Here is a 16556-nt window from a genome sequence, read left to right on the forward strand (position 1 = left end):
CTGGTAGTGACAGATTAAGTGTTTTTAAACAATCAGTTGCTAAGGTTAAACCTGCCGCGAGGAAAACAGTTTCTGCCAGTGAACTTAGCTGGTGGTAGAGAGAGAGCGACGATATGAGCACTTCAGTACAACCCTGTACCGATAAAAAATCTCGTGGAGACAAACCAGTGCGCTGGTATAAGCAACTGACCCCTGCGCAATGGAAGGCATTTGTTGCCGCCTGGATCGGTTATGCCCTGGACGGTTTTGACTTTGTTCTTATTACTCTGGTTCTGACTGATATTAAGCAAGAGTTCGGTCTGACACTGATTCAAGCCACCAGTCTGATTTCAGCCGCCTTTATTTCGCGCTGGTTCGGTGGTTTGGTGCTGGGGGCCATGGGGGATCGTTATGGCCGTAAGCTGGCGATGATCACCAGTATTGTGCTGTTTTCCTTTGGTACTTTGGCCTGTGGTTTAGCACCGGGTTACACCACACTGTTTATCGCCCGACTGGTTATTGGGATTGGCATGGCGGGGGAGTATGGTTCCAGCTCCACCTACGTGATGGAAAGCTGGCCTAAGAATATGCGCAACAAAGCCAGTGGCTTCCTGATTTCTGGTTTCTCTATCGGTGCAGTATTAGCGGCTCAGGCCTATAGCTATGTGGTTCCAGCCTTTGGTTGGCGTATGCTGTTCTACATTGGATTACTACCCATTATCTTTGCATTGTGGCTGCGTAAAAATCTGCCCGAAGCTGAAGATTGGGAAAAATCTCAAAGCAAGCAGCAGCAATCTAAGCAGACGCAAGACCGCAATATGGTGGATATTCTGTATCGCAGCAATCTGAGCTACCTGAATATTGCTTTAACCATCTTTGCCGCGGCTTCGCTGTATGCTTGTTTCACCGGCATGGTATCGACCCCCGTGGTGGTGATCCTGGCTGTTCTTTGTGCCGCAATCTTCATCTACTTTATGGTTCAAACCAGCGGTGAACGCTGGCCGACCGGCGTGATGCTGATGGTGGTGGTGTTCTGCGCCTTCCTCTATTCATGGCCGATTCAAGCACTGTTACCCACCTATCTGAAGATGGATTTGGGCTACGACCCGCATACCGTGGGCAATGTGTTGTTCTTCAGTGGTTTTGGTGCGGCAGTCGGCTGTTGTGTCGGGGGCTTCCTGGGCGACTGGCTGGGCACCCGTAAGGCCTATGTGACCAGCTTGCTGATATCACAATTACTGATAATTCCACTGTTCGCGATTCAGGGTAGCAGCATATTGTTCCTCGGCGGCTTACTGTTCCTGCAACAAATGCTAGGGCAGGGGATTGCCGGGTTGTTGCCAAAACTGCTTGGTGGCTATTTTGATACTGAACAGCGGGCGGCGGGGTTGGGCTTTACTTACAACGTCGGCGCACTGGGTGGAGCATTGGCCCCAATTCTAGGGGCATCAATTGCTCAGCACTTAAGTCTGGGCACCGCACTCGGCTCGCTCTCATTTAGCCTGACATTTGTGGTGATTCTACTGATTGGCTTTGATATGCCATCCCGTGTGCAGCGCTGGATTCGTCCAACTGGTTTACGGATGGTGGATGCCATCGATGGCAAACCATTCAGTGGCGCTATTGGTTCAAACAACGTGGCGGTGGTCACACAGAAATAAGCTTTTATCTCCTTTGTTTTTGGTACTGCATGGGCCACTTGCCGCCTGCCTGCAGTGCCAATAACGTTGGATAGGTCGAAGAGTATTGCCCAGCGCAGGTCGGCTGGGCTTTTTACTGGGCGAGGAACAGCAAAATAAGGCGCTGGCGACCTGCGTTGTGACTGGCTTAGAGCATTTGATACTTGAACATCACTAAACGGTATATAAAACCGTTATAGGTATGCACCTAGTTATAAATACACTGAACATATTACAGCTCATCATTCGTAATGAATGGCAAATGCTTGGTGAATAAACTCAGTGAATAAGGTGCAGAATGAAACAGAATTCAGTGACGAAAAGTACCCGTAAAGGATTAACCCGTGCCGCCTTATTAAGCGCGTTAATTTTCAGCAGTGCAACAGTCTCTGCCACTGAGTTGCTCAATAGCTCTTATGATGTCTCCCGCGAGTTATTCACCGCATTGAATCCGGGTTTCCAGCAACAATGGGAACAACAAAATCCCGGTGACAAACTGACTATCAAGCAATCCCATGCCGGTTCCTCCAAGCAAGCGCTGGCTATCTTGCAGGGGCTAAAAGCGGATGTGGTGACCTACAACCAAGTGACGGATGTGCAAATTTTGCATGACCGCGGCAATTTGATCCCGGCTGACTGGCAAGCTCGCCTGCCAAATAACAGCTCGCCATTCTACTCCACCATGGCTTTCTTGGTGCGCAAAGACAATCCTAAGAATATTCACAGTTGGGATGATTTAGTGCGCGAGGACGTCAAACTGGTGTTCCCGAATCCCAAAACCTCAGGTAATGGCCGTTACACCTATCTGGCGGCGTGGGGTGCGACTCAGCAAGCTAATGGTCAGGATGAAGCTAAAACCCGCGACTGGATGAAGCGTTTTCTGAAAAACGTGGTGGTATTTGATACTGGCGGCCGTGGTGCAACCACCACTTTCGTTGAGCGCGGTTTGGGTGATGTGCTGATCAGTTTTGAATCTGAAGTGAACAACATCCGCAAAGAGTATGGCAGTGACAAATATGAAGTGATTGTTCCGCCGGTCGATATCTTGGCGGAATTCCCAGTGGCTTGGGTGGATAAAAATGTTGAGAAGAATGGCACTGAAAAAGCCGCCATTGCTTACCTCACCTACCTTTACAGCCCTCCGGCACAGCAGGTTATCACCAGCTTTAATTACCGCGTCTATGACAAAGCGGCAATGGAAGCGGCTAAATCTCAATTCCCGGAAACCAAATTATTCCGTGTTGAAGAGCAGTTTGGTAGCTGGCCACAAGTGATGAGTACCCATTTCGTGACCGGTGGTGAGTTGGATAAATTGTTAGCGGAAGGGCATCAGTAATGTTGTCGGCATCCAGTAAACGGGTTCTGCCCGGATTTACCCTCAGTCTTGGGAGCAGCCTGCTTTACACCTGCCTGATCTTGTTATTACCCCTCAGTGCATTAGTGATGCAGGTCGCCCAGATGAGTTGGGCGCAATACTGGGAGGTGATTACTAACCCTCAGGTGGTCGCCGCTTATAAAGTGACCTTACTGGCTGCGGGCGTGGCGAGTGTATTTAATGCGGTATTTGGCATGTTGATGGCTTGGATCTTAACGCGCTATCAATTTCCCGGCCGCAGTTTACTGGATGGCTTGATGGACTTGCCATTTGCGCTGCCGACGGCGGTAGCAGGGCTGACACTGGCAACACTGTTCTCCACCACCGGCTGGTACGGTGCTTGGTTAAACGAGTTCGGCATCAAAGTTTCCTTTACCTGGCTTGGGATTGCCGTCGCTATGGCTTTCACCAGCTTGCCATTTGTGGTGCGCACGGTGCAGCCGGTATTGGAAGAGTTAGGGCCAGAATATGAAGAAGCGGCAGAAACCTTGGGCGCCAGCCGCTGGCAAAGTTTCCGTTTAGTGGTGATGCCAGAACTGGCTCCGGCATTGTTAGCGGGCACGGCATTATCCTTTACTCGCAGTCTGGGTGAGTTCGGCGCAGTTATCTTTATTGCTGGCAATATCGCGTGGAAAACCGAAGTGACCTCGCTGATGATTTTCATCCGCTTACAAGAATTTGATTACCCGGCAGCCAGTGCCATCGCCTCCGTAATTTTGGCGGTTTCACTGGTGCTGCTGTTTGGTATTAACACCTTACAAAGCCGCTTTGGTCGGCGGATAGGCGGGCACTAATGGCTGATATCTCGGAATTTAACGGCGTGGCTCGTCCGCCGATTAACTGGGGTAAATGGACGCTAATCGCCATTGGCGCGCTGTTCTCGTTTTTACTGTTGGTGATCCCGATGGTGTGGATCTTCATCACCGCCTTTTCGAAAGGGTTTGAGGTGGTGGTTCAGAATTTAGTCGACCCCGATATGCTACACGCCATCTGGCTGACGGTTTTGGTCGCGCTGATTACTGTCCCGGTCAATCTGGTGTTTGGCGTGGTGCTGGCTTGGCTAGTAACCCGATTTGTCTTCCCCGGTCGCCAGTTATTGATGACGTTAATTGATATCCCGTTTGCTGTCTCGCCAGTGGTGGCCGGTTTGATGTACCTGCTGTTTTACGGCTCAAACGGCATGGTGGGCGGCTGGCTGGACTCTCACGACATCCAATTGATGTTCTCGTGGCCCGGCATGGTGCTAGTGACCATCTTTGTCACCTGCCCGTTTGTGGTACGCGAATTGGTGCCGGTGATGATGAGTCAGGGCAGTCAGGAAGATGAGGCGGCGGTGTTACTCGGCGCTTCTGGCTGGCAGATGTTCCGTCGTGTGACGCTGCCTAATATTCGCTGGGCGCTGCTGTATGGCGTGGTGTTGACCAATGCCCGTGCCATCGGCGAGTTTGGCGCAGTATCTGTGGTATCCGGTTCTATTCGTGGCGAGACCTACACCTTACCGCTGCAAGTTGAGTTGCTGCATCAGGATTACAACACGGCCGGGGCATTTACTGCCGCCGCATTATTAACCTTGATGGCAATCGTAACCCTTTTTCTGAAAAGTGGCCTGCAATGGCGCTTAGCGCGTCAAGTCATTCGTCTCGAACAGGAGCAAAAGCATGAGCATTGAGATTGATAATATCAGCAAGTATTTTGGTCGCACCAAAGTACTGAACAACATCTCACTGGATATTCCTTCTGGTCAGATGGTGGCTCTGCTTGGCCCATCCGGTTCGGGGAAAACAACCCTGTTGCGCATCATCGCTGGGCTAGAGAACCAGAATGCCGGGCGCTTAAGTTTTCACGGTACTGACGTCAGCCGCCTACATGCACGGGATCGGCGCGTCGGTTTTGTGTTCCAGCATTATGCTCTGTTCCGCCATATGACCGTGTTCGATAACATTGCCTTCGGTTTGACGGTATTACCACGGCGCGAACGCCCGAATGCCGCGGCGATCAAGCAGAAAGTGGCGCAGTTGTTGGAGATGGTGCAATTAGGCCATCTGGCTAACCGTTATCCCTCTCAACTTTCTGGCGGCCAGAAACAGCGGGTTGCTTTGGCTCGCGCGTTGGCGGTTGAGCCGCAAATCCTGCTGCTGGATGAGCCTTTCGGTGCGCTGGATGCACAGGTGCGTAAAGAGTTGCGCCGCTGGTTGCGCCAGCTACACGAAGAACTGAAATTCACCAGTGTTTTTGTGACTCATGATCAGGAAGAGGCCATGGAAGTGGCGGATCGCGTGGTGGTGATGAGTCAGGGCAATATTGAGCAGGTCGGGACGCCAGATGAAGTGTGGCGTGATCCTGCCACCCGTTTTGTGCTGGAATTCCTCGGTGAAGTTAACCGCCTGAGTGGTGAAATTCGTGGCTCACAACTGTTTATCGGTGCCCATCATTGGCCGCTGGATTTAGCGCCGATGCATCAGGGCAGTGTCGATTTATTCCTGCGCCCTTGGGAGATGGAAGTCAGCACACAATCCAGTGACCGCTGCCCATTGCCGGTTCAGGTACTGGAAGTCAGCCCACGCGGCCATTTCTGGCAACTGACAGTGCAACCTATTGGCTGGCATCAAGATCCGATCAGTGTTGTGCTGCCAGAGGGCAATATTGACGCCCCGGTACGCGGCAATCGCTACTATGTTGGCGGATTAAATGCCCGCTTATATTCTGGCGATCAATTATTGCAACCCATTGCTTTAGCCCAAAGCGCCTGATAAGTTTTTCTTCTTTTTGTAGACACAGAATCATACCCTCCCTCCTTGAAGTGGCTGCGAAAACCGCCGAGGAAGGGTATTTAATAGGTAATTAACGTGACGACCCTTGAACAATGCATCGGCAATACACCACTGGTAAAACTGCAGCGCTTGAGCCAAGGGCTGAATGCCCAAATTTGGGTAAAACTGGAAGGTAATAATCCGGCGGGTTCGGTAAAAGACCGCGCGGCACTCGCCATGATCCAGCAGGCCGAGCTACGTGGGGAAATTGCGCCGGGTGATGTATTGATTGAGGCAACCAGCGGGAATACCGGCATTGCATTGGCGATGATCGCCGCCATGAAAGGGTATCGGCTGAAATTACTGATGCCGGAAAACATGAGTCAGGAGCGGCAGGCCGCCATGCGCGCCTACGGAGCAGAGCTTATTTTGGTCAGCCGCGAGCAAGGTATGGAAGGCGCGCGCGATCAGGCATTAATGATGCAGGCTGATGGGCAAGGTAAGGTGCTGGATCAGTTTAATAATACCGATAATCCGTATGCGCATTTCATTGGCACCGGGCCAGAGATTTGGCAACAAACCGCCGGTGAAGTGAGCCATTTTGTCTCCAGCATGGGTACCACCGGCACCATTACCGGTGTTAGCCAGTACCTGAAAAGCCAAAACTCACAGGTTAAGGTCATTGGCCTACAACCGGCGGAAGGTAGCAGTATTCCGGGGATTCGCCGTTGGTCAGCAGAATATATGCCGGGAATTTTCCGCCCCGAACTGGTGGATCACGTCCTGGATATCAGTCAACTCTCCGCCGAACAGACCATGCGCCGTCTGGCAACGGAGGAGGGGATTTTCTGTGGCGTCAGTTCCGGCGGAGCCGTCGCCGGAGCCTTACAAGTGGCGGCTGAAAACCCCGGCGCAGTGATTGTGGCGATTATATGCGACCGCGGAGATCGCTATTTATCGACTGGGGTTTTTGACTAAAAATACTGGCGCGAGAGTTTGGGCCGCCGTCCAGTGGCCCGACTCTTTTGAAGCTGCAGCGCGGTAAAGAGAGCCAGTCGAATATCAGCCGATCGAATAACTGATTCTACTCCCGCTCTAGTGCCCTGATCGGGTCCATTTCTGCCGCCCGCTTGGCGGGGAAAAAACCAAAGATCACGCCAATCAAGCTGGAACAGATAAACGCCGTAATAATGGATGTAGCCGAGTAAACCATCGAAAAGTTACTGCTGAATTGACTGAATACCAAGCCAATCCCCAGAGATAACACCACCCCGAGACACCCACCCAGTAGACACACCAGCACCGCCTCAATTAAAAATTGCTGCATAATATCGCTGGCACGCGCCCCTACTGCCATGCGTACGCCAATCTCTCGGGTGCGCTCAGTGACTGAAACCAACATGATATTCATCACCCCAATCCCACCGACCACCAATGAAATAACCGCTATCATTGATACCAGCAATGTCATCGTTGAGGTGGTTTTCTCAATGGTTTGACGAATACTGTCGGTGTTCATGACGAAAAAATCCTGTGTCCCGTGGCGTTGCGTCAGCAGCTTGCTCACCCCCTGTTCGGCATTAGCCAGATCGATATCATCGTTCACGCGCACGGTGATGCTTTTCAAATAGGACTGCCCGATCATACGTTTCATGGCGGTGGTATAAGGGATCCACACGTTGAGATTCTCGTCGCTGCCAAATCCACTCTGTTTTCTGGCCGCGACACCAATCACTCGGCAGGGCAGTGAACCGAGTAAAATGACTTTTCCAAGCGCTGTTTCGCCATTAGGGAACAGTTTATCGCGGGTGTTTTCATCAATCACGGCTTCCTGCATCAGGTTATTGACACTGGTGCGGTTAAACGCCATTCCTTGGTCGATGGTATAACCGCGCACCAAAAAATATTGCTCGCCAACCCCATTTACCGTGCCGCTCACTGACTTATTGCCATAGCGCAGCGTGGCACTGGTGGCGACTGTCGGGGTGACGCTGTGAATATAGCCTTGCTGCGCCAGTGCATCGGCGTCGGTGGCCCGCAATGTGTGAATTGCCGCAGAGCGCATATCACCGAAATCTTTACCGGGGAAAATCTCTAATGTGCTGGTGCCCATGGCGCTGATGTTCGCCAGAACTTGCTGTTGCGACCCTTTGCCCAGCGCCACCACCGAGACCACAGAAGCAATGCCGATAATAATCCCCAGCATGGTTAATAGGGTGCGCAGACGTTGCGATGACATTGCCAGCAAGGCCATTCTGAATGCTTCTTGCAGGCGGTCACACTGTGCTCTCCAAGGGGATAGCGGAGCTTTATTGGTGATGTCTGAATCTTTTTCAAGGTCGCTCACTTGCGGCTCTATTTTTGCTGATGCAACTTGCGGCTTTTGCCTATCAGCAATGACTTCACCGTCTCGAAGTTCGATAATTCGCTGAGCATGTTCAGCAATCGACATGTCATGAGTGACAATAACGACCGTATGGCCTTGCCGATGTAAGTTCTTGAGAATATTTAATACTTCATTGCCGCTATGAGTATCGAGTGCGCCGGTAGGTTCATCGGCCAGAATCACCTCTCCGCCATTCATCAGTGCTCTGGCAATACTGACTCGCTGCTGCTGCCCACCAGAAAGCTGGCTTGGGCGATAATCCAGCCGGTCTGCCAGCCCAAGGCGTGACAATAGGTTAGTTGCCCGCTGACGCCGCTCCTCGCGCTCAATGCCCGCGTAAATCGCCGGAATCTCAACATTTTCTCGCGCATTTAAATCATTCAGTAAATGGTAGCGCTGAAAAATAAAACCAAAGTGTTCGCGGCGTAATTCAGCTAATGCATCCCTATCCAGATGCAAAGGAATACGCCCAGCCACCAGATACTCACCTGAGCTGGGTTTATCCAGGCACCCGAGAATATTCATCAGGGTTGATTTACCGGAGCCGGATGCCCCGACGATGGCCACCATTTCGCCACGGTGAATGGTTAGATTGATATTTTTTAATACTCGAACGGTTGCTTCACCCGTGGCTTTATCGCCAATACTAAACCAACGGCTAACGTTATTGAGTTGCAGTAAAATCTTATTTTGGTTGATATCTGGCATCAGTTACATCCCCATTGGTGGCCCCATGTGTTGGGCCTTACTGTTGGAGGAGGCGGCATTTGCCTGACTGACAATGACCTGCTCCCCGGCTTGCACGCCAGAGAGAATCTGAGCATCGACATTATTGTTTATCCCGACGGTAACGGCTCGACGGCTTATTTTCCCCTTTTCATCAACGACTTGTACCTGATAGTGCCCATTACTACTCTCCAGCGCGGTCGCAGGGATAACCACGGCGTCCTCGGCTTTATGCAGCACGATATACACCTGCGCAGTCATCGAAATACGCAATGCTCCATGCGGGTTGGCGACATCAAACAAGCCGTTATAGTAAATGGCGGTACTGGTAGAAGAGCTAGAGCTGCTACTTGATGTTGAGGTGGTGGTGGTTTCATCATTGATTGAGTCAGGCGCAGGTTCTATCGCCCGCAGTGTTGCGCTGAACCGCTCTGCGGGTTCGCCTAAAATAGTGAAGTAAACCGGCATCCCGGCTTTGACTTTCACCACATCAGCTTCAGAAATCTGTGCTTCTACCGTCATGGTGTCGAGCTGCGCGACTTTAATGATTGTCGGCGCACTTTGCACCGCATTGACTGTTTGCCCCTCTTCAACCGGGATGGCGACCACTGTCCCGGCAATCGGCGAGTTGATTTTGGTGTAACCAAGATTGAGTTTGGCAGTGCTGACGGCAATTTCTGCCTGGGCAATTTGTGCATCCAGCGCGTTAATTTCGGCTTGTGTGCTCTCTAATATTGCTTTGGCACTATCAAAATCAGCTCGAACCCCCAGCCCTTTAGCGAGAATCTGTTGCTGGCGTTGGTAGGTTAACTGATTATTTTTTTGCGTCGCGACTTTTGCAGCCCGTTGAGCTAGCACATTTTTTAGGGCTTCTTCCGCATCTTTTAGGGCATTTTGCTGAGTAAGGTCATCAATTTCAGCCACTAACTGGCCTTTTTCAACCTGTTGTCCTAGGGTGACATGGAGGGCTTTAATTTGCCCCGAGACCTGAGCACCCACCGTGACCTGTTTTTGTGCTTTGATGGTGCCATCAGCCAGTACAGTTTGCTCCAGAGTGCGAATCTCTGCCGGGGCAGTAATAAACCCAGGTTTATCTGCTGGTGACATCAATCTAAAGAGCAGTACACCGCCGGCGACCAGCAGCACAATAGCCAGCCCGATAAGGCGTCGTTTCGACCCGGTAACCTGTTGCATAATCAATCAAAGATCCTTGAACCACAATTAAGAAAATAGTGCAGCGAAATGCAGGGGGATAATTTACCGCCAAGGCCCGATAAGTGTGAGTTAAGTGAAACTCAAGAATATGTAAGGATTGAGTAAAACCGGCTGCGCGCGAGTCAAATAGGCATGAAAATAGCCAAAATCAGGCAGGAGAGTGAATAGATGAAAATTTTGTTAGTCGATGATGATGTTGAACTGGGCACGATGTTGAGGGAATACCTGAATGGCGAGGGGTTTAACGCCGAACTGGTATTAACCGGCAGAGCGGGTATTGAAGGTGCCTTGTCCGGGGAGTATACCGCCTTGATCCTCGACATTATGTTGCCTGATATGAGTGGCATTGATGTATTACGGCAAGTGCGTAAAAAAAGCCGTTTACCTATTATTATGCTGACAGCCAAAGGCGACAACATTGACCGGGTTATCGGCCTGGAGATGGGGGCAGATGACTACATGCCCAAACCCTGCTATCCACGCGAGTTAGTGGCACGGCTGCGCGCAGTATTACGCCGCTTCGACGAGCATCCTGATGTGTCATCCACTAATGACAGTGTCATCATTCAGGGTGACCTGACCCTTAACCCGTCGACCCGTAGCAGTGAATGGCAAGGTAAACCGTTCGATTTAACCGCTTCGGAGTTTAATTTACTGGAACTTCTGCTGCGCTCACCGGAACGCGTCGTCACCAAAGATGAATTGTCCGATAAAGGGCTAGGACGACCACGGGAAGCCTATGACCGTAGTGTCGATGTGCATATCAGCAATATCAGACAAAAGCTGGCGGCCTTACCGGGCAACACACTAAATATTGAAACGGTACGTAGCATTGGCTATCGCATCAGATAATAACTATTGGTGGAGTCGATAAGATATGCGCGGACGGTTGTTTTGGAAAATCCTATTAGGATTTTGGCTGACCTTTATTTTAATGACTCAGATGCTCTGGGTGGTATTTTCCTTCTATGGCAATCGTCATGAACCACCAGAGCGTGAGATGGTGCGCCAGATCGCCAAATTGCAGGTCGCGTCAGCGGCCTCGATACTCCATACCGGCGGCTTACCTGCGCTAAATAATATGATGACCCATTGGTCAGAGGCAGATAAAAACTATTTCTCTGTCTTGCCTGCGACTGAGGTACCCGTAGCAACAGAAGAGCCGCCCAATAAGGCGCGGCCACCTAGAGGCCGTGAACCCGAGTTCTACAGTAGGGAAGTCACGACGTGGGTCACCGGCCCAGAGGGTCAAAATTATCGTATCAGTTACGATATTGATGGATTACGGGCGGTCAATCAGCAGGACGGTAGTGGCGAGAGCCGCCATGAAATACTGAACATTCCCATTCCAATGATTTGGATGGGCGTGCTGGGGGGGCTGTTCTTCAGCGCATTATTGGCGTGGAACCTGTCGCGACCTATGCGCCAGCTACGTGCCGGTTTCGAGCGGGTAGCACAGGGCGATTTGTCGGTGCGGCTGTTACCGGTGATGCGCCGACGGCATGATGAACTGACGGAAGTGGCGCGGGATTTTGACTCCATGGCCGAGCGGCTGGAGGCTCTGGTCAGCGCCCGCGAACAGTTGCTGCATGATGTCTCTCATGAGTTGCGCTCGCCATTGGCGCGTTTGCAATTGGCGATTGGTTTGGCGCGCCAGAACCCGGTGAACGTCGAGAACTCATTACAGCGCATTGAGCACGAATCGGAACGGCTGGATAAGATGATTGGTGAGTTATTAGCACTTTCTCGCGCCGAGAATCACAGTATAGCCGATGACGAAGAGTATTTTGATTTACATGAATTAGTGAAAGTGGTGGTCAATGATGCCCGTTATGAAGCACAGGTTCCGGGGGTTGAGATCCTATTGCAGGTCACACCGCAAGTTGGCTACACCGTCAAAGGCAATGCTGAGCTGATGCGGCGGGCAATTGATAATATTGTCCGCAATGCGCTGCGTTTCTCGCGTCATGGTCAGCAAGTTACCGTGACACTTTCGCCTAGTGAGCGGAGCTACCAGATTCAGGTTACAGACCAAGGGCCGGGCGTGGAGGAAAGTAAGCTATCCAGTATTTTCGACCCTTTCGTGCGCGTCAAGTCAGCCATGTCTGGCAAAGGTTACGGGTTGGGCTTAGCCATTACACGGAAAGTGGTTTTGGCGCATGGCGGCCAGGTTGAGGCCCGAAATGGTGAGCAGGGTGGGTTGGTGATTACTCTGCGGATACCGCGCTGGGCTACCACCGATTAAACGTATGCTATGTTTGACCAACAAAAACGACGCCCTTAGGCGCCGTTTTTTTCATTCGTATAAAATTACTTTTTGATACGAATAATAGGTGTCTCACCCACAGTGACACTACCAGAGAGTTTAATCAGCTCTTTAATCTCGTCCATGTTAGAGATAACAACCGGCGTCAAGGTAGACTTGGCTTTCTCTTCCAGCAGGGCCAGATTGAACTCAATAACCACATCACCTTTCTTGACGCGCTGCCCTTCTTCAGCGATGCGCTTGAAGCCTTCGCCTTTCAGTTCAACAGTATCAATACCGAAGTGGACGAACAGCTCGATGCCGCTGTCTGATTCGATAGAAAAAGCATGGTTAGTTTCGAAAATTTTACCGATGGTGCCGTCAACAGGTGCAACCATTTTATTGCCTGAAGGCTTGATAGCAATACCATCACCAACGATTTTCTCTGCGAACACAACATCAGGAACATCTTCGATGTTGACGATCTCACCAGACAACGGAGCTACGATCTCAATAGTACCACTGTCTTTTTTATCATCTGAAACCAATGATTTCAGTTTATCGAACAAACCCATGATCTTCTCCTAAGTATTTATATTGGGCAGCGTTCCAGTATCGTGGAATTAGCAGAGCGTTTTTTCTTCAATGAATGTGGTAACCAAATCCATCAATTCCTTCGCTGTTGGTTGAGCCAATGCCTGCTCTGCCAACACCTTCACATCTTCGAAATTCGTATTACGGATAATTTTCTTGATGCGTGGGATCGAAATCGCACTCATGCTGAACTCATCCAGCCCCATGCCCAATAGCAACAGTGTAGCACGTTCATCACCAGCAAGTTCACCGCACATACCGGTCCACTTACCTTCAGCGTGAGATGCATCAATAACCTGTTTGATCAGGCCCAATACCGATGGCGACATTGGATTATAGAGATGAGAAATCAGCTCATTGCCACGATCTACTGCCAGAGTATACTGAGTTAGATCGTTTGTCCCAATACTAAAGAAGTCAACTTCTTTAGCTAAATGGCGAGCGATGACCGCCGCCGCTGGTGTTTCCACCATCACACCGACCTCGATAGTTTCATCGAAGGCTTTGTTTTCTTCACGTAGTTGGCTCTTCAGCAGTTCAAGTTCTGCTTTCAGCTCGCGCACTTCTTCAACCGAAATGATCATCGGGAACATGATACGCAATTTACCAAACGCGGAGGCACGCAAGATCGCGCGCAGCTGTGCATGCAGAATCTCTTTGCGATCCATAGCAATACGGATTGCACGCCAGCCCAGGAATGGGTTTTCTTCTTTCGGCAAGTTCATGTACGGCAGGTCTTTGTCACCGCCGATGTCCATGGTACGGACAATAACTGCCTGAGAACCCATGGCTTCCGCAACAGCTTTATAAGCCTGGAACTGCTCTTCTTCAGTAGGCAGTGAGTCGCGGTCCATGAACAGGAATTCGGTACGATACAGACCGACACCTTCAGCGCCATTACGCTCAGCACCGGCGATGTCACGCACGGTACCAATGTTGGCAACCACTTCAACCTGATGGCCATCAAGGGTAATAGCAGGCAGGTCTTTCAGTTTGGCCAGATCGTTTTTCTCGGTGATGTATTGAGCATTCACCGCTTTCAACTGCTCAATCACATCGGCAGTCGGATTTAAATAGACTTTGTTGTTTACCGCATCGAGGATCAAATAGTCGCCATTTTGGACTTGTTTGGTCACATCGCTGGTGCCGACGATAGCCGGTAATTCCAACGAACGAGCCATAATGGAGGTGTGAGAAGTGCGACCACCTAAATCGGTGATGAACCCTAACACTTTATCCAGATTAAGCTGCGCGGTTTCTGACGGCGTCAGATCGGTTGCAACCAGAATCACTTCATCCTGGATAGCACCTAAATCGACAATAGTCAGACCGAGAATGTTCTTCAGCAGGCGTTTACCGATATCACGTACGTCAGCTGCACGTTCTTTCAGGTATTCGTCATCCAGCTCTTCCAGGGCTTTTGCTTGCCCTTCAATCACTGAATAAGCGGCTGCATCAGCAGTTGCATGCTCATCTTTGATGAGGGCTATGATTTCCTGCTCAAGCTCTTCGTCTTCCAACAGCATGATATGCCCTTCGAAGATGGCAGCTTTCTCTTCGCCCAGGCTTATGCCAGCTTTGGTCTTAATCGCTTCCAACTGTTCGGCCGCTTTAGCCCGCCCAGTTTTGAAACGCTCGACTTCCTGCTCCACTTGGTCAGCAGAGATCTTTTTCCGGTTGATGACAATCTCATCTTCTTTCAGTAAAAGTGCTTTACCAAAAGCGATACCCGGTGATACTAAAATGCCTGAAATCATAACCCTACCTTACTCTTGACTGGTGTTAACTAAAAAAGCGCGCGTGATTACTCAAGCTCTGCCATCAGTTTTACCAGATGCTCAACAGCTTTCTTCTCATCTTCGCCTTCAGCAGAGATCGTAACAACAGTACCTTGGGTCAGGCCCAGAGTTTGCAGTTTGAACAGGCTCTTAGCGCTGGCGCTTTTACCGTTAGAGATCACAGTAATTTCAGACGCAAAGCCTTTTGCTTCTTTTACGAACTGGGCAGCAGGGCGGGTATGAAGACCGTTTGGTGCAGTAATAGTAACTTCTTGCTGGAACATTGTATTTCCCCAACTTATTGGATTTATGTTGTGGAGCTAAAGTTTAGTGTAAAACCTAAACTTTAGCCTGTATTGGTGCGCGTATAACGACATCTTTCAACTCGCGCATGACTATGCCTCAACTACAGGTAAGTCACAAAGACAGTTTCCGATGCAACCTGAGTTCAGGCCTAAAATCGAAACTGCTACTTCTAAGAATAATGCTCTCTTTGCGTTATGTCTTCAATCAGCGTTAAGTGATGACATTTTTTGTTATGTTGCATAATTGATAAATCGATTCAGCCAGAGAGGCGCTCAATACTCGATTAATTTCGCGTATCAAAATAATTGACCGGTTAAATACTAAACCCAGAGGGTAAAATCAATCTTTATGTAGTAAAAACTTTGAAGCGCGCCACAAAAAAAGCACCCATGCGGGTGCTTTTTTAGCATTTAGTGCGACAGCATCACTACTGTTGCAGTTCTTGCTCAGTGAACAAATCTGCAAACAATGCTGTGCTTAAGTAACGCTCACCCGAGGAGGGAAGAATAACCACAATTGTTTTGTCAGTAAAGCCATCTTCTTCAGAAAGCTTAACCGCAGCAGCCACGGCTGCACCGGAGGAAATACCGGCCAAAATACCTTCTTCATCCATCAAACGACGAGCCATAGAGATAGCTTCGTCATTGGTCACTAAAGCCACACGGTCAACCAAACTCAGGTCGAGGTTGCCGGGAATGAAGCCCGCACCAATCCCCTGAATTTTATGTGGGCCCGGTTTGATCTCTTGGCCAGCCAATGCTTGCGTGATAACTGGTGAGTCGGTTGGTTCAACAGCTACCGTGGTAATTGCTTTGCCTTTGGTGTTTTTGATGTAGCGGCTGACGCCAGTCAGCGTACCGCCAGTACCCACCCCGGCAATAAAGACATCCACTTCACCATCAGTATCTTCCCAAATCTCTGGGCCGGTGGTTTTCTCGTGAATTTCCGGGTTGGCCGGGTTACTGAACTGCTGCAAAATAATATAGCGGTCTGGATCGGTAGCTTGGATCTCTTCAGCTTTGGCGATCGCCCCTTTCATCCCTTTGGCACCTTCAGTCAGCACCAGATTGGCACCCAGCGCTTTTAATAACTTACGGCGCTCAATGCTCATGGTTTCAGGCATGGTCAGTGTTAATTTATAACCACGCGCTGCGGCAACAAATGCCAGAGCAACGCCGGTATTACCACTGGTCGGTTCTACCAATTCTTTGCCTTCGGTCAGAATGCCTTTGTTTTCGGCATCCCAAATCATATTGGCACCGATACGGCATTTAACGCTGAAACTTGGATTGCGTGATTCAACCTTCGCCAAAATGCGTCCGTTACCGATACGGTTCAGACGAACCAACGGCGTATGGCCGATTGTTAAAGAGTTGTCTTCATATATCTTGCTCATAGCCCGTCCTTTAACTCTATGAAAATGTAGGAAACGTTCAAAGCATACGCTAACAGTATGGCTATGGAAGTAAGTAATTGGTATATCGATATGTTATTAGGAAATAAGTTTTAATCCCAATAACAAG

General features: G+C 50.1%; 14 protein-coding genes. 8 read left to right on the forward strand and 6 right to left on the reverse strand.

Features of this window, described 5'->3' with window-relative positions; all coding sequences use genetic code 11:
• The first annotated feature begins 113 nt into the window (after window positions 1-113).
• The 6 genes from N0H69_RS09330 to cysM all read left to right on the forward strand — a co-directional run bounded on the left by N0H69_RS09330 (window position 114) and on the right by cysM (window position 6761).
• Window positions 114-1640, forward strand: coding sequence for an MFS transporter (locus N0H69_RS09330; protein ID WP_050145507.1), 1527 nt, complete (start codon window positions 114-116; stop codon window positions 1638-1640).
• 316 nt (window positions 1641-1956) lie between these two features.
• On the forward strand, window positions 1957-2994 hold the full coding sequence (locus tag N0H69_RS09335) for a sulfate ABC transporter substrate-binding protein (protein ID WP_050132833.1): 1038 nt from the start codon (window positions 1957-1959) through the stop codon (window positions 2992-2994).
• Window positions 2994-3827, forward strand: coding sequence for a sulfate/thiosulfate ABC transporter permease CysT (gene cysT, locus N0H69_RS09340; RefSeq protein ID WP_049610602.1), 834 nt, complete (start codon window positions 2994-2996; stop codon window positions 3825-3827). Before N0H69_RS09335 ends, cysT begins: the two co-directional genes overlap by 1 nt.
• Entirely contained in the window at window positions 3827-4702 is an 876-nt protein-coding gene (gene cysW / locus N0H69_RS09345; RefSeq protein ID WP_050122879.1) for a sulfate/thiosulfate ABC transporter permease CysW, read from the forward strand. Before cysT ends, cysW begins: the two co-directional genes overlap by 1 nt.
• The gene (cysA, locus tag N0H69_RS09350; RefSeq protein ID WP_050122876.1) at window positions 4692-5783 is read left to right on the forward strand and encodes a sulfate/thiosulfate ABC transporter ATP-binding protein CysA; all 1092 of its coding nucleotides are present in this window, start codon (window positions 4692-4694) and stop codon (window positions 5781-5783) included. The genes cysW and cysA overlap by 11 nt, the downstream gene beginning before the upstream one ends.
• Window positions 5784-5879: 96 nt before the next feature.
• Window positions 5880-6761, forward strand: coding sequence for a cysteine synthase CysM (gene cysM / locus N0H69_RS09355; RefSeq protein WP_050145504.1), 882 nt, complete (start codon window positions 5880-5882; stop codon window positions 6759-6761).
• A 106-nt stretch (window positions 6762-6867) separates the two neighbouring features.
• Here the strand turns inward: cysM and N0H69_RS09360 are convergent, their stop codons facing one another.
• Complete coding sequence (locus N0H69_RS09360; protein WP_050151938.1) at window positions 6868-8877, reverse strand: MacB family efflux pump subunit; 2010 nt, start codon at window positions 8875-8877, stop codon at window positions 6868-6870.
• Window positions 8878-8880: 3 nt separating this feature from the next.
• Complete coding sequence (locus N0H69_RS09365) at window positions 8881-10089, reverse strand: efflux RND transporter periplasmic adaptor subunit (RefSeq protein WP_050151939.1); 1209 nt, start codon at window positions 10087-10089, stop codon at window positions 8881-8883.
• A gap of 189 nt (window positions 10090-10278) precedes the next feature.
• Here N0H69_RS09365 and N0H69_RS09370 point away from each other — a divergent pair, with 189 nt between their 5' ends.
• Window positions 10279-10962 (forward strand): response regulator transcription factor, encoded by a 684-nt coding sequence (locus N0H69_RS09370; RefSeq protein ID WP_050109363.1) that lies wholly within the window; start codon window positions 10279-10281, stop codon window positions 10960-10962.
• A gap of 25 nt (window positions 10963-10987) precedes the next feature.
• Window positions 10988-12355 carry a sensor histidine kinase gene (locus N0H69_RS09375; protein ID WP_050151940.1) on the forward strand — a complete coding sequence of 456 codons (1368 nt, stop codon included), beginning with the start codon at window positions 10988-10990 and terminating at the stop codon, window positions 12353-12355.
• 65 nt (window positions 12356-12420) lie between these two features.
• Here the strand turns inward: N0H69_RS09375 and crr are convergent, their stop codons facing one another.
• From crr to cysK, 4 genes are all read right to left on the reverse strand, one after another.
• Complete coding sequence (gene crr, locus N0H69_RS09380; protein WP_004392561.1) at window positions 12421-12930, reverse strand: PTS glucose transporter subunit IIA; 510 nt, start codon at window positions 12928-12930, stop codon at window positions 12421-12423.
• A gap of 48 nt (window positions 12931-12978) precedes the next feature.
• A complete protein-coding gene (gene ptsI, locus N0H69_RS09385) occupies window positions 12979-14706 on the reverse strand; it encodes a phosphoenolpyruvate-protein phosphotransferase PtsI (RefSeq protein ID WP_004712629.1) in 1728 nt (575 codons plus the stop codon).
• 47 nt (window positions 14707-14753) lie between these two features.
• Window positions 14754-15011, reverse strand: coding sequence for a phosphocarrier protein Hpr (gene ptsH / locus N0H69_RS09390; protein ID WP_004393588.1), 258 nt, complete (start codon window positions 15009-15011; stop codon window positions 14754-14756).
• A gap of 449 nt (window positions 15012-15460) precedes the next feature.
• Window positions 15461-16429: a cysteine synthase A gene (cysK, locus tag N0H69_RS09395; RefSeq protein WP_050109365.1), complete on the reverse strand. Its 969-nt coding sequence runs from the start codon at window positions 16427-16429 to the stop codon at window positions 15461-15463.
• Window positions 16430-16556: the final 127 nt, after the last annotated feature.

It is taken from the genome of Yersinia alsatica (assembly GCF_025133195.1).
Classification (GTDB): domain Bacteria; phylum Pseudomonadota; class Gammaproteobacteria; order Enterobacterales; family Enterobacteriaceae; genus Yersinia; species Yersinia alsatica.